This is a genomic window from Pseudomonas sp. NFACC39-1, assembly GCF_900110355.1.
Lineage (GTDB): Bacteria > Pseudomonadota > Gammaproteobacteria > Pseudomonadales > Pseudomonadaceae > Aquipseudomonas > Aquipseudomonas tehranensis.
In genome coordinates, this window is the sequence record NZ_FODL01000012.1 from 31,397 (window position 1) to 45,184 (window position 13,788).

The window sequence follows — 13,788 nt, forward strand, 5'->3', positions numbered from 1 at the left end:
CAAAACAGTGGGCTCGATGAGCCCGATATAAAATGGGGAATCCCCGGCCTGCCTGTACCAAGGTCCCCGAAACTGGGTAGTGATTGAGTTACTGCAGGGGGCGTGCCAGTTTTAAATGGCTTGTCACAAAAAGTTTGCTGATGATGCGAAAAGCCCCGTATTCCGGGGCTTTTGCTTTTATGTAGGTTTATTTTTTCGAGACGGGCCGATGGGTTCGGGCTTGTAGCGCATGAGCAATTGCGGATCGTAGTGCATTAGGGTGGTGCACAAACTCCATTGTGGGAGCGGGCTTGCTCGCGAATGCGGTGTATCAGACGCATGGATGTCGACTGATACACCGCATTCGCGAGCAAGCCCGTTCCCACAGGTGTTGCGGCGCCGGCTGAAAACTATTTCAGCCCTCATCCCCCTCATCATCATCCCCACCATCGACCTTCATCCCCAATTCCTTGATCTTGCGGGTCAAGGTATTGCGGCCCCAGCCCAGCAGCACCGCGGCGTCGCGGCGGCGGCCGGCGGTGTGCTTGAGGGCGGTCTCGATCATGATGCGCTCGAAGCTCGGTACGGCGCTGTCCAGCAGGTTCGATTGGCCGCGGGCCAGAGCCTGGTCGGCCCACTGGCGCAGGGCCTGTTCCCAGTTGGTCACCGGGGCCGAGTCCTGGGGCAGGCTGAGCAGCTCCGGCGGAAGATCGCTGATGTGCACTTCGCGACCGGACGCCATCACCGTGATCCAGCGGCAGGTGTTCTCCAGTTGGCGCACGTTGCCGGGCCATGGCAGGTTCTTGAGGTATTCCTCGGTTTCGCTCTTGAGCAGTTTGGGCTCCACCGCCAGCTCTTGGGCCGCGCGGCTGAGGAAGTGCCGGGCCAGGGTCGGGATGTCTTCGCGACGGTCCGCCAGGCGCGGGATATGAATGCGGATCACATTCAGGCGATGGAACAAGTCTTCACGGAATTTTCCCGCGTGGACCAGGGTTTCCAGGTTCTGGTGGGTCGCGGCGATGATGCGTACATCGACCTTGACCGGGGTATGGCCGCCCACCCGATAGAATTCGCCGTCGGCCAGTACGCGCAACAGCCGGGTCTGGGTGTCAGCCGGCATGTCGCCGATTTCGTCGAGGAACAAGGTGCCGCCGTCGGCTTGTTCGAAGCGTCCGCGCCGCAAGTTGGCCGCGCCGGTGAACGCGCCTTTCTCGTGGCCGAACAGCTCGGACTCCATCAGGTCCTTGGGGATCGCCGCCATGTTCAGCGCAATGAACGGTGATGCCGCCCGTGGACTGTGGCGGTGCAGGGCATGGGCGACCAGTTCTTTACCGGTGCCCGATTCGCCGTTGATCAACACGGTGATGTTGGAGTGGCTCAAACGCCCAATGGCGCGAAACACTTCCTGCATTGCCGGCGCTTCACCGATGATTTCCGGGGTGCGGGCCAGCGCCGGCACCTCTTCCATGCCCTGTTGCTCCTGGGCGTGCTGGTTGGCGCGCTTGACCAGTGACACGGCCTCATCGACGTCGAACGGCTTGGGCAGGTATTCGAAGGCGCCACCCTGGTAGGACGCTACAGCGCTGTCCAGGTCCGAATGGGCGGTCATGATGATCACCGGCAGCCGTGGGTGCTGCTCGCGAATCCGCGCCAGCAGGTCCAGACCGCTGGCGCCGGGCATGCGGATGTCGGAGATGATGACGTCCGGTTGCTGACGGGCCAGACGGCTCATCACTCCGTCGGCGCTGTCGAAGCTCTGGGTGGTCATGCCTTCCTGTTGCAAGGCTTTTTCCAGGACCCAACGGATAGAACGGTCGTCATCGACGATCCACACGGTTTCACTACGGCTCATGTCGATGTGGCTCCTTGTTCCAGTGGCAGGAAGATCGAAAAGGTGGTGTGGCCGGGATGGCTCTCACATTCGATCAGGCCCTGATGCTGACTGATGATGTTCTGGGTAATGGACAGGCCCAGCCCGGTACCGTCCGGGCGACCGCTGACCATGGGAAAGAAGATGGTTTCCTGCAACTCCGCGGGAATGCCCGGGCCGTTGTCGATGATTTCGATCTTGGTCACCAGGCGATGACGCACATGGCCGATGGTGAACTGGCGCATGGCGCGAGTGCGCAGGCTGATGCGGCCCAGGCGCAGCTCGTTCTGGCTACTGATGGCCTGCATGGCGTTGCGCACGATGTTCAGCACCGCCTGGATCATCTGCTCGCGGTCGATCAGTACATCGGGAATGCTTGGGTCGTAGTCGCGCACCAAGGTGATGCACCCCTGGCTCTCGGCTTCCACCAGGCTACTGACGCGCTCCAGCACTTCGTGGACGTTGCACATCGCCAGGGACGGCAGCTTGTTGGAGCCGAGCATACGATCCACCAGATTGCGCAAGCGGTCGGCTTCTTCAATGATGACGTTGGTGTAGTCCTTGAGGCTTTCTTCGGGCAGTTCCCGCGCCAACAGTTGCGCGGCGCCACGAATCCCGCCGAGGGGGTTCTTGATCTCATGGGCCAGGCCACGCACCAACATCTTGCTGGTTTCCTGCTTGGACAACTGAGCCTCTTCCTTGGTGATGCGCAGCAGGCGATCGCGGGGATGCACCTCCAGCAGCAACAGCGTGGCACCGTTATTGAGGATCGGTGTTACCGCGTAATCCACGGTCAGCGTCTGGCCGGTCAGGGCGGTAAGCATCGCTTCGCGCTTGGTGAACGGATGCGCCTGTTCCACCGCCTGGCGCAAGGAATTGAGCGCCTCGGCCGACTCTGTGAACAGCTCACTGATGAACTGCCCATGGCTGCGCTGGCCGCTGACGGCCAGTAGCATCTCCGCTGCCGGGTTCATGTACTCGAGGCGCAGTTCGGCATCGAGCAGGATGGTTGCGGTGGTGAGGTTATCGAGTAGCAAGCGGTGTAGTGCGTCGCTAATGGTCATCAGGACCTCTTTTGGAGCGTAAGCAAGCACGCGTATGACGCGCTGATACAAGGAAAATGCAAAAACCAAACCAAGGCTCCGAAAAGAAGCGTTTAGAGCCTCAAACGAACCTTTTTCGCCCGATTGCGTGGCGTTCTGCCAGCTTTTTCGGGTACTTTCGAACCAAAATGGGCTGGAATTTGAGTAGGGTGCAGACACTTGCACCAATATAGTGCGTCATCCGGGAGGGCGTTAAAAGAACGGCAGGATGCTGCTTTGCTCTTCTGCGGGCTTGTCGCTGAGGGGGCATTCGGGACGCTGGCCGTAGTCGACTGTGGCGCAGGGTGTGATGCGGCGTTTCTGCGCCAGGGAAATGCGCTGCATGTGGAAGGGCTGGTTGGCGGTACGTTCGACGATACGGCCCTGCTCATCGAGAATCTCTACCGCCAGATGATGGCTGCCTCGATCGATGTTGCTCAGCGCGAACACTGGGCTGGGTCCCGGTTCGCCTGTGGGGTTGCCGTCCAATAGCAGGCGGTAGCGGTGGCCTTTTTGCAAGCTGGGTTCGCTGGTGACCGTGACGATCAGTTCCCCCGCTGTGCTGCGTATCGTGGCATCCGGTTCAGGGATCAACAGTCGCAGCATTTCGTAGCGGAACATCGGATCGGGAGTTTTTGCGGGGGGCGTTGTTGAGGCTGCGCCGGAGGGTGGTGTCGCCATCCGGTTGGCGGGCGGCAGTTGCACTTTTTGGGCGTTACCGGGGCGCGGTTGATCGGTGAAGACCCGATTGCCCTGGGCGTCGATGTAGGTATAAACCTGCCCCACCGCCGGCAGCACGGCCAGGGACAGGCACAGCGCGAACGGCCAGCGGATCATGGACGGTGCACCCGTTGCACGGTGAAGATGACGGTTTCGCTCTGTTGCACAAGCTGTTCGCCATCGATGACCTGCACCGCCAGGCTGTGCTCGCCCCGGTCGATATTCACCAGTTGCAGGCGCGGCACGTTGCTCGGCTGGCCATAGGGCTGGCCGTCCAGCAACAACCTGAACAGATGAGGGCTTTGCAGGCGCGGCCGAGCCAAGACGCCAACGGTGAAGGTGCCGTTGTTGGCGCGCAGGGCCTCTTCGCTGGGGATGTCTGTCAGCTCCAGGGTTTCGTAGGCGTTGTTTGGCTCCTCCCGGTTCGCGGCAGGCGCAGTAACGTTCGGGGAGGCAGGGGGCTGGGATTCGACACTGTTGAGTGGCGGCAGCTCCACTGCCTGGGCCGGTACGCCATCGGGGGGCTGGTTGCTATAGGCGGTGTTGCCGTCGGCGTCGGTGTATTTGTAGATCTGTGCGGCGGCTGGCAGCGCCAATAGCAACAACAGCATTCCTGGAAAGCCACGACCCATAAAATCAACCGAAAACCAAAAGTGTTGGATTGCAGCATAGGTCAGGGGAGGCGGTTGGCCCAAGTTGTTGCACGCAATCCCTTGTGGGGGCGGTGTTCATAGTCTCCAGGTTCGACACTGGCCCCCAGTGGGAGCGAGCAGGCTCGCTCCCACTGGGGAAAGATGTGTGGGCTCAGGATTTTGTGAAGACGCACAGCTCTGCGGTCGCCCGAACCAGCGCCATTTGCCGCAACGGGTCACTACTGACGGTATGGGTGGCCTGGGCCAGCCATTGTGGGCATTGCGGGTCGGTGCGGTAGGGGCTGAAGTCGGCCAGTTGTTGCAGCAGGCGTTTTTGCAGTTGATCCAGTTGCGGGCGGATCTGCCCAACCAGGTCCGGGCGCGGCGCGTCCGGGGCTTTGCCTTGCAGTTGCCAATCGGACAGATGCGCGTATTGCACCAGTTTGTTGGCTTCTATTTGTGCGGCGAAAAACGCCTCTACCGCTTCACTGCTCAGTTTGTAAGCCGGTGCCTGGGCGACGGCGGCGGCGATCACCTCGCGTTCGCGCTGGCGATCTTCCACCGGTTTGCGGCTGTCCCATTTGCTCAAGGCGACCTGGTCGGCAATGGCCAGACGCTCGCCTATGGTGCCCAGCAGCGGGGCGAGGGTGGTGGGTGCGGTGGCGGCCTGGGCGGCGGAGCCCAACAACGCGGCAGACAGCGCAAGGTAGAGTGAAAGGCGCGAAGTCATGGGTGATCTCGTCTTCGAATAGTGGAGGGCGCAGACAATCATGCACGTAACCTGCGCCCATAAAAAAGGCCTCCCGAAGGAGGCCTCTTTTTTATTCACGCCGCGTGGGGCGACGCTACCGGATCAGCAGCTGTAGTACAGCTCATATTCCAGTGGGTGTACGAAGGTGCGAACCTTGATTTCTTCTTCGCTTTTCAGTGCGATGTAAGCGTCGATGAAGTCATCGCTGAATACGCCGCCCTTGGTCAGGAACGCACGGCCCTTGTCCAGCTCTTCCAGGGCTTCTTTCAGGCTGCCACACACCTGTGGAATTTCCTTGGCCTCTTCAGGCGGCAGGTCATACAGGTTTTTGTCGGCGGCATCGCCAGGGTGGATCTTGTTCTGGATACCGTCCAGGCCAGCCATCATCAGTGCGGCGAAGGCCAGGTACGGGTTGGCAGCCGGGTCCGGGAAACGGGCTTCGATACGGCGAGCCTTAGGGCTGTTGACGTAAGGAATACGGATCGAGGCGGAACGGTTGCGAGCCGAGTAGGCCAGCATGACCGGCGCTTCAAAGCCTGGCACCAGACGCTTGTAGGAGTTGGTCGACGGGTTGGTGAAGCCGTTCAGGGCCTTACCGTGCTTGATGATACCGCCGATGAAGTACAGGGCGGTGTCCGACAGGCCGGCATAACCTTCGCCAGCGAAGGTGTTCTTGCCGTCTTTGGAGATCGACATGTGCACGTGCATGCCCGAACCGTTGTCGCCGTACAGAGGCTTAGGCATGAAGGTCGCGGTGCGGCCGTAGGCGTCAGCAACGTTGTGTACGCAGTACTTCAGGGTCTGGACTTCGTCAGCCTTCTTGACCAGCGTGTTGAATTTAACGCCGATTTCGTTCTGGCCGGCAGTCGCCACTTCGTGGTGGTGAACTTCGACGGTCTGGCCCATCTCTTCCAGTGCGTTGCACATGGAGGTACGGATTTCGTGGTCGTGGTCGAACGGTGGAACCGGGAAGTAGCCGCCCTTGATACCTGGACGGTGGCCTTTGTTACCGCCTTCCACGTCCTGATCGGACATCCACGAACCTTGTTCGGAGAAGATCTTGAACATGGAGCCGGAGATGTCGGACTTGAACTTGACCGAGTCGAAGATGAAGAACTCAGGCTCAGGACCGAAGAAAGCGGTGTCGCCGATACCGGTGGACTTCAGGTATTCCTCGGCACGGTGGGCGATGGCGCGTGGGTCGCGGTCATAGCCTTGCATAGTCGAAGGTTCGATGATGTCGCAGACCAGAATCAGGGTCGGCTCTTCGGTGAACGGGTCCAGGACAGCCGTTTCGTCGTCCGGCATCAGGATCATGTCGGAGGCTTCGATGCCTTTCCAGCCAGAAATGGAGGAGCCGTCGAACATCTTCCCGATTTCAAAGAATTCGTCGTCCAGCGCATCACGGGCCGGCATGGTCACGTGATGTTGAGTGCCTTTGGTGTCAGTGAAGCGCAGATCAATCCACTTGACGTCATGATCTTTGATGAGTTGAACCGACTTCGACATATGTCCTCCGGGTGGCTTCGGGCGGGTAATGGTGTGCCCTTAGATATGGGTGATGCCGGCGCGAATACTCTGCCAAGGCAACCTGCCTCACAAGGGAGCAATTTGCATGCCAGTGCCCCAGCATGGGTTTTTTGCACCAAATCCACGCTTTTAAAGCCTTGAAACCCAGATTGTCGAACAATTGCGCACTGCAATGTGGCGCGACTTGCGAGACATGACCTGTTTTGGTGCGCTGAAAACGGAGTGCAGATTAACTGGTTAAACCTTGAGCAATTTCCGCTATAATCCGCGCCCCCCTTTTTCGGCTGGCCGTTCGCGCGCTGTTTTCATGAAACTAATCGTAAAAGTCTTCCCCGAGATCACCATCAAGAGCCGCCCGGTACGGATGCGTTTCATCCGCCAGTTGGCCAAGAACATCCGTGCCGTGCTCCGCGATCTGGACCCGGCTGTGGTGGTGAACGGCGTGTGGGACAACCTCGAGCTGGAAACCCGCGTCAGCGAACCCAAGATCCTCAAGGAAATGACCGAGCGCCTGAGCTGCATGCCGGGCATCGCGCATTTCCTGCAGGTCGACGAATACCCGCTGGGGGATTTCGACGACATCCTCGCCAAGTGCAAGCTGCATTATGGTGATGCCCTGGCCGGCAAGATTTTCTCGGTGCGCTGCAAGCGCGCCGGCAAACACCCGTTCAGTTCGATGGATGTGGAGAGATACGTCGGCAGCCAGTTGCGCAAGCAGTGTGGCGCCGCCGGAATTTCATTGAAAGACCCGCAAATTGAAGTACGCATCGAAATTCGCGACCAACGGTTGTTCGTGATCCACAGTCAGCACGACAGCATTGGCGGGTATCCGCTGGGTTCGCTGGAACAGACCCTGGTGCTGATGTCCGGCGGTTTCGATTCCACGGTCGCGGCCTACCAGATCATGCGTCGCGGGCTGATGAGCCATTTCTGCTTCTTCAATCTCGGCGGGCGCGCCCATGAACTGGGCGTAATGGAAGTGGCGCACTTCATCTGGAAGAAGTATGGCAGCTCCCAACGCGTGTTATTTGTGAGCGTACCGTTCGAGGAAGTCCTGGGCGAGATTCTCGGCAAAGTCGATAACAGTCATATGGGCGTCATTTTGAAGCGTATGATGTTGCGTGCCGCGTCCAGCATCGCCGATCGGCTGCACATCGATGCGCTGGTCACCGGCGAGGCGATCTCCCAGGTGTCGAGCCAGACGCTGCCGAACCTGTCAGTGATCGACTGCGTGACCGAAAAACTGGTGCTGCGCCCGCTGATCGCCAGCCACAAGCAGGACATCATCGACACGGCCAACGCGATCGGCACCGCCGACTTTGCCCGGCACATGCCGGAATACTGCGGGGTCATCTCGGTCAATCCGAAGACCGCGGCCAAGCGCGGGCGTGTGGAGCATGAAGAGAAAGAATTCGACATGGCGGTGCTCGAGCGTGCGCTCGAAAACGCCAGGCTGGTGCCAATCGATCGGGTGATCGATGAATTGGGCCAGGACATACAGATTGAAGAAGTCGGCGAAGCGCTGGCCGGTCAGATCATCATCGACATCCGTCACCCGGACGACGCTGAGGACGACCCGCTGAGTATCGCCGGTATCGAGGTACAAACGATGCCGTTCTATGCAGTGAACGCGCGTTTCAAGGAACTGGACCCTACTCGCCAGTACCTGTTGTATTGCGACAAAGGCGTGATGAGTCGCCTGCATGCCCACCATTTGCTCAGTGAGGGGCATGCCAATGTGCGCGTTTATCGACCGAGCTAAGTGCCCGGGGCTGTTTGCCTGTGGCCTGCGTCACCGGCCCCCCGACGCCGCCGACAGGCTGTAACGGCTTTGTCGGACTCAACGTAAATCGCTGCCACGACCTGTCAGCACACCGAATCCTCTGATCGAGATACACAAGTGATCGAAAATCTACGCAACATCGCCATCATTGCTCACGTTGACCATGGTAAGACCACCCTGGTAGACAAACTCTTGCGTCAATCCGGCACCCTGGAGCGCAACGAGCTCAACGACGAGCGCGTGATGGACTCCAACGACCAGGAAAAAGAGCGCGGTATTACCATCCTGGCGAAAAACACCGCCATCAACTGGAATGGCTACCACATCAACATCGTGGACACCCCGGGCCACGCCGACTTCGGTGGTGAAGTAGAGCGCGTAATGTCGATGGTCGACTCCGTGCTGCTGCTGGTCGATGCCCAGGACGGCCCTATGCCGCAAACCCGTTTCGTGACCAAGAAGGCGTTCGAAGCCGGCCTGCGTCCGATCGTGGTCATCAACAAGGTTGACCGTCCAGGCGCGCGTCCGGACTGGGTTCTGGACCAGATTTTCGACCTGTTCGACAACCTCGGCGCCACCGAAGAACAGCTGGACTTCAAAGTCGTCTACGCCTCGGCCCTGAACGGTATTGCCGGTCTGGACCACACCAACATGGCCGAAGACATGACCCCGCTGTACCAGTCGATCGTCGACGACGTACCTGCGCCGAAAGTCGACCGTGACGGTCCGTTCCAGATGCAAATCTCGGCTCTGGACTACAACAGCTTCCTGGGTGTGATCGGTGTTGGCCGCATCGCCCGTGGTCGCATCAAGCCGAACACGCCGGTCGTGGCGATCGACGCCGACGGCAAGAAGCGCAACGGTCGTATCCTCAAGCTGATGGGCCACCACGGTCTGCACCGCATCGACGTTGAAGAAGCAGCTGCCGGCGACATCGTCTGCATCAGCGGCTTCGAGCAACTGTTCATCTCCGACACCCTGTGCGACCCACTGAACGTCGAAGCGATGAAGCCGTTGACCGTCGACGAGCCAACCGTTTCCATGACCTTCCAGGTTAACGACTCGCCATTCTGCGGTAAAGAAGGCAAGTTCGTGACCAGCCGTAACATCAAGGAGCGTCTGGACAAGGAGCTGCTCTACAACGTGGCACTGCGCGTTGAAGAAGGCGACTCGGCCGACAAGTTCAAGGTTTCCGGCCGTGGTGAGCTGCACCTCTCGGTTCTGATCGAAACCATGCGTCGCGAAGGCTTCGAAATGGGCGTAGGTCGTCCTGAAGTGATCATCCGTATGGTTGACGGCGTCAAGCACGAACCGTACGAAAACGTGACCATCGACCTGCCGGAAGAATCCCAGGGCGCGATCATGGAACAAATGGGCCTGCGCAAGGGCGACCTGACCAACATGGTTCCGGATGGCAAGGGCCGTGTGCGCCTTGAGTACAACATCCCGGCCCGTGGCCTGATCGGTTTCCGTAACGAGTTCCTGACCCTGACCTCCGGTGGCGGCATCCTGACTTCGATCTTCGATCGTTACGACGTGATGAAGTCCGGCGACATGTCCGGCCGTCAGAACGGTGTTCTGGTATCGGTTGCGACCGGCAAGGCACTGACCTACTCGCTGGAAACCCTGCAAGCGCGCGGCAAGCTGTTCGTCGAGCACGGCCAGGACATCTACGAAGGTCAAATCGTCGGCCTCAACAGCCGCGACAACGACCTGGGCGTGAACCCGACCAAAGGCAAGAAGCTCGACAACATGCGTGCTTCGGGCAAAGACGAAACCATCGCATTGGTTCCGCCGGTCAAGTTCACCCTGGAGCAAGCGCTGGAGTTCGTGCAGGAAGACGAACTGTGCGAAGTGACGCCTAAGTCGATTCGCCTGCGTAAGAAGATCCTTGGCGAAAGCGAGCGTACCCGCGCTGCCAAGAAAAGCGGTAACTGAGTTTCGACTTAGTTAATGGCTGAAAAAAACGCCCTTGATTGTGAGATCAGGGGCGTTTTTTTATGCCTGGAAGTTATGTAGCGCCTGTCAGGGCCCCTTCGCGAGCAAGCCCGCTCCCACAGTGGATCTTCAGTGGACACAGATTTTGTATCCGGCTCAGATCTACTGTGGGAGCGGGCTTGCTCGCGAAGGCGGCCGAACAGGTGTTGCGACATCAGCGGTCGATCAGAACTTGTCCAACGTCCGCGGATTACGCTCGCGCTCCACTGCCTTGGGCTTGTAGGCGCAATACCCTGGCCTTGGCCCGACCCGCGGATGGTTGCGGCAAGTGTCCGGGCGCTTCTCATAAATGGTGCACAACCGGCTCTTGCGATCCAGATACAGGCAATCGTTGTTGCTCATGCGCTGGAGCGTGAAGATTTCGGATTTCTGGTTATAGCGCTCGACGATCCCTTCCTTTTGCAGGCGCTTGGCGATGTTTTTCGGCGGGTCGCCCAGTTCGAATTCATCGACGATACCGATCCGGATCAGGTCCTTGATCTTGACCTCCACCGGCAGTGTGCAGCAGCTCGACACGCAGGAACCGCACATTGGCGCGGAATACTTGGCCCAGGTATCGATTCGGTCGATCTCCGCGGCGGCGATCAGGTTGGGCTTCATCATCAAGGTTTACCAGCATGCATCAGGGCGCGCGATCATACCGGGACTGGTGAAATTTTGAACGACCATCTGCCGGTTTTTTTATGCCCGGCAAAAACACTGGCTGGATAGGCACGGCCCCTGCATTCATTCGCTCATATGGCAATTCCCTGGCGGCGATTCTCCGTCACCCTGGAAAAACCAACGAACCTGCGCCTGCAGTGCCTGTCAGACCGTCTAGGCTCAGACAATTTCATGCTCGTTCGAGGTCTCATCAATGACTCAAGAACCACTTGTTCGCGAAGCCGAAGTGGCTGCATTTCGCGATGCCGTGTTGACCAAACTCACTTACGCCGTCGGCAAGGACCCGGATCATGCGTTTGATCACGACTGGTTCGAAGCCATTGCCCTGGCCGCCCGCGACCATATGGTCGAACACTGGATGGACCACACGCGGCAGATCTACCGCAAGGGCCAGAAGCGCGTCTATTACCTCTCCCTGGAGTTTCTCATCGGCCGCTTGCTCTATGACAGCCTGAGCAACCTCGGTCTGCTGGACACTGCGCGCGAAGCCCTGACCGAACTGGGCGTGGATCTGGAGCGCATTCGCCTGCTCGAACCCGATGCGGCGTTGGGCAACGGCGGCCTTGGCCGGTTGGCGGCATGTTTCATGGAAAGCATGTCCACCTTGGGCATTGCCGGCCATGGCTACGGTATTCGTTACGAGCACGGGCTGTTTCGCCAGGCGATCGTCGATGGCTGGCAGCAGGAGCAAACCGAACACTGGCTGGATTTCGGCAACCCTTGGGAGTTCGAGCGGCCTGAAGTGGTCTACCCGATCGGCTTCGGCGGCAGCGTCGAGACCGTGACCGACGCCTCCGGCAATACCAAGCAAGTCTGGTCTCCGGGCGAAACCGTGCGAGCCATCGCTTATGACACGCCCGTGGTGGGTTGGCGCGGTGCCAGCGTCAACACCCTGCGTCTGTGGCGCGCTCGTGCCGTGGAAGATTTGCACCTGGAACGCTTCAACGCCGGCGACCATTTGGGTGCCGTGGCGGAAGTGGCCCGGGCCGAAAGTATCTCCCGCGTACTGTACCCGGCCGACAGCACCGAGGCGGGTCAGGAACTGCGCCTGCGCCAGGAGTATTTCTTCGTCGCCGCTTCGCTGCAGGATTTGCTGCGCCGTCATCGCAATATGCATACCTCGGTGTTGACCTTGGGCGATCACGCGGCGATCCAGCTCAACGATACGCACCCGTCGATTGCCGTGGCCGAATTGATGCGCCAATTGGTGGACGTCTATGACGTGGCCTGGGACGCCGCCTGGCAGATCACCCAGGACACGCTCTCCTACACCAACCACACACTGCTGCCCGAAGCCCTGGAAACCTGGCCGGTGGGGCTGATGGAGCGCATGTTGCCCCGGCACATGCAGATCATTTACCTGATCAACGCCCAGCACATCGATGCGCTGCGGTCCAAGGGTGTGCACGATTTCGACGTGCTGCGCGCGGTGTCGCTGATCGAAGAAGACAACGGCCGTCGGGTGCGCATGGGCAACCTTGCCTTTCTCGGCTCCCACAGCGTCAATGGTGTGTCCGGGTTGCACACACAACTGATGCGCAGCACGGTGTTCTCCGAACTGCACAAGCTTTACCCCGAGCGGATCAACAACAAAACCAACGGCATCACGTTCCGCCGCTGGCTGTTTCAGGCCAACGCTGAACTGACCTCGATGATGGTCGATGCCTTGGGCCCGAGTGTGCTCGACAACCCCGAGGAACGCCTGATCGAGCTGGAGCCGTTCGCGGATCAACCGGCGTTTCGCAAACAGTTCGCCGAACAGCGCCTGCACAGCAAAAAAGCCTTGGCGCACCTGATTCACGAGCGCTTGGGTGTGGCCGTGAACCCGGCGGCGATGTTCGACGTGCAGGTCAAACGGATCCATGAATACAAGCGCCAATTGCTCAACCTGATGCACACGGTGGCGCTGTACCAGGCGATCCGCGCCGAACCGGAAGTGGACTGGGTGCCACGGGTGAAAATCTTCGCTGGCAAGGCCGCCGCCAGTTATCACCAGGCCAAGTTGATCATCAAGCTGACCAACGATATCGCCCGTGTGGTGAACAACGACCCGACCGTGCGTGGTCTGCTCAAAGTGGTGTTCCTGCCCAACTACAACGTCAGCCTGGCCGAGAGCATCATCCCGGCGGCGGACCTTTCCGAGCAGATTTCCACGGCCGGTTTTGAAGCGTCAGGCACCAGTAACATGAAGTTCGGTCTTAATGGTGCGCTGACCATCGGCACCATGGACGGCGCCAACGTGGAGATGCATGAGCGCGTGGGCGGTGAGCACATGTTCATCTTCGGCCTGACGGCCGAGCAGGTGGAGGCCCGCAAGCAGAACGGCGAGTTCAGCGCCGCGCCGGACATTGCCGCGTCCCATCGCCTCAACGATGTGTTGCAGGCCATTCGCGGCGGGGTGTTTTCGCCGGACGATCCGATGCGTTACACCGGGCTTGTCGATTCGCTGGTGGATTACGATCGCTTTCTGGTCTGCGCCGACTTCGACTCTTACTGGGATGCCCAGGCCAGGGTCGAAGAGCGTTGGCACGACGCTCAGCACTGGTGGCGTTCGGCGGTGCTCAATACCGCGCGCATGGGCTGGTTTTCCTCCGACCGGACTATCCGCGAATACGCCACCGACATCTGGAAAGCCTTGGAGTAGCCGTTGCAGGAAATGTGAGCGAAGCCCAACGGTGGTTGGGCTGGGTCGATATACTAAGCGCCAGTTTCGCCGGGCTGTGTCCGGGTTCAGTCATTGGAGCACCTGTAACCTCATGTGGGAGCGGGCTTGCTCGCGA

The 13,788-nt window shown here is 59.6% G+C and carries 10 protein-coding genes; 3 read left to right on the forward strand and 7 right to left on the reverse strand.

The genetic code is table 11. The features are described from left to right. Positions 1-394 precede the first annotated feature (394 nt). The 6 genes from ntrC to glnA form a co-directional block, all read right to left on the reverse strand. Positions 395-1,831 (reverse strand): nitrogen regulation protein NR(I), encoded by a 1,437-nt coding sequence (ntrC, locus tag BMY45_RS21945; RefSeq protein WP_047226913.1) that lies wholly within the window; start codon positions 1,829-1,831, stop codon positions 395-397. After that, on the reverse strand, positions 1,828-2,913 hold the full coding sequence (glnL, locus tag BMY45_RS21950) for a nitrogen regulation protein NR(II) (protein ID WP_047226914.1): 1,086 nt from the start codon (positions 2,911-2,913) through the stop codon (positions 1,828-1,830). The genes ntrC and glnL overlap by 4 nt, the downstream gene beginning before the upstream one ends. A 231-nt stretch (positions 2,914-3,144) precedes the next feature. Next, complete coding sequence (locus tag BMY45_RS21955; protein ID WP_092401428.1) at positions 3,145-3,768, reverse strand: DUF4124 domain-containing protein; 624 nt, start codon at positions 3,766-3,768, stop codon at positions 3,145-3,147. Continuing rightward, positions 3,765-4,283, reverse strand: coding sequence for a DUF4124 domain-containing protein (locus tag BMY45_RS21960; protein ID WP_092401431.1), 519 nt, complete (start codon positions 4,281-4,283; stop codon positions 3,765-3,767). The genes BMY45_RS21955 and BMY45_RS21960 overlap by 4 nt, the downstream gene beginning before the upstream one ends. A 172-nt stretch (positions 4,284-4,455) precedes the next feature. Next, the gene (locus tag BMY45_RS21965; protein ID WP_092401434.1) at positions 4,456-5,013 is read right to left on the reverse strand and encodes a chorismate mutase; all 558 of its coding nucleotides are present in this window, start codon (positions 5,011-5,013) and stop codon (positions 4,456-4,458) included. Between the two features lie 123 nt (positions 5,014-5,136). Then, positions 5,137-6,543 carry a type I glutamate--ammonia ligase gene (glnA, locus tag BMY45_RS21970; RefSeq protein ID WP_003196860.1) on the reverse strand — a complete coding sequence of 469 codons (1,407 nt, stop codon included), beginning with the start codon at positions 6,541-6,543 and terminating at the stop codon, positions 5,137-5,139. Positions 6,544-6,871: 328 nt separating this feature from the next. Here glnA and thiI point away from each other — a divergent pair, with 328 nt between their 5' ends. Beyond that, the gene (gene thiI, locus BMY45_RS21980; protein ID WP_092401437.1) at positions 6,872-8,326 is read left to right on the forward strand and encodes a tRNA uracil 4-sulfurtransferase ThiI; all 1,455 of its coding nucleotides are present in this window, start codon (positions 6,872-6,874) and stop codon (positions 8,324-8,326) included. Between the two features lie 138 nt (positions 8,327-8,464). Further along, complete coding sequence (typA, locus tag BMY45_RS21985) at positions 8,465-10,285, forward strand: translational GTPase TypA (RefSeq protein ID WP_047226918.1); 1,821 nt, start codon at positions 8,465-8,467, stop codon at positions 10,283-10,285. Between the two features lie 225 nt (positions 10,286-10,510). Here the strand turns inward: typA and BMY45_RS21990 are convergent, their stop codons facing one another. Beyond that, positions 10,511-10,948 carry a YkgJ family cysteine cluster protein gene (locus BMY45_RS21990; RefSeq protein ID WP_092401440.1) on the reverse strand — a complete coding sequence of 146 codons (438 nt, stop codon included), beginning with the start codon at positions 10,946-10,948 and terminating at the stop codon, positions 10,511-10,513. A 253-nt stretch (positions 10,949-11,201) separates the two neighbouring features. On the opposite strand from BMY45_RS21990, the gene BMY45_RS21995 reads away from it, so the two are divergent. Further along, a complete protein-coding gene (locus BMY45_RS21995; RefSeq protein ID WP_092401443.1) occupies positions 11,202-13,652 on the forward strand; it encodes a glycogen/starch/alpha-glucan phosphorylase in 2,451 nt (816 codons plus the stop codon). The last annotated feature ends 136 nt before the right edge of the window (positions 13,653-13,788 follow it).

What these genes read in the sequence shown, in the direction of transcription:
- ntrC (WP_047226913.1), bottom strand. Translation starts at nt 1,831, where the DNA reads ATGAGCCGTAGTGAAACCGTGTGGATCGTCGATGACGACCGTTCTATC.
- glnL (WP_047226914.1), bottom strand. Translation starts at nt 2,913, where the DNA reads ATGACCATTAGCGACGCACTACACCGCTTGCTACTCGATAACCTCACC.
- BMY45_RS21955 (WP_092401428.1), bottom strand. Translation starts at nt 3,768, where the DNA reads ATGATCCGCTGGCCGTTCGCGCTGTGCCTGTCCCTGGCCGTGCTGCCG.
- BMY45_RS21960 (WP_092401431.1), bottom strand. Translation starts at nt 4,283, where the DNA reads ATGGGTCGTGGCTTTCCAGGAATGCTGTTGTTGCTATTGGCGCTGCCA.
- BMY45_RS21965 (WP_092401434.1), bottom strand. Translation starts at nt 5,013, where the DNA reads ATGACTTCGCGCCTTTCACTCTACCTTGCGCTGTCTGCCGCGTTGTTG.
- glnA (WP_003196860.1), bottom strand. Translation starts at nt 6,543, where the DNA reads ATGTCGAAGTCGGTTCAACTCATCAAAGATCATGACGTCAAGTGGATT.
- thiI (WP_092401437.1), top strand. Translation starts at nt 6,872, where the DNA reads ATGAAACTAATCGTAAAAGTCTTCCCCGAGATCACCATCAAGAGCCGC.
- BMY45_RS21990 (WP_092401440.1), bottom strand. Translation starts at nt 10,948, where the DNA reads ATGATGAAGCCCAACCTGATCGCCGCCGCGGAGATCGACCGAATCGAT.
- BMY45_RS21995 (WP_092401443.1), top strand. Translation starts at nt 11,202, where the DNA reads ATGACTCAAGAACCACTTGTTCGCGAAGCCGAAGTGGCTGCATTTCGC.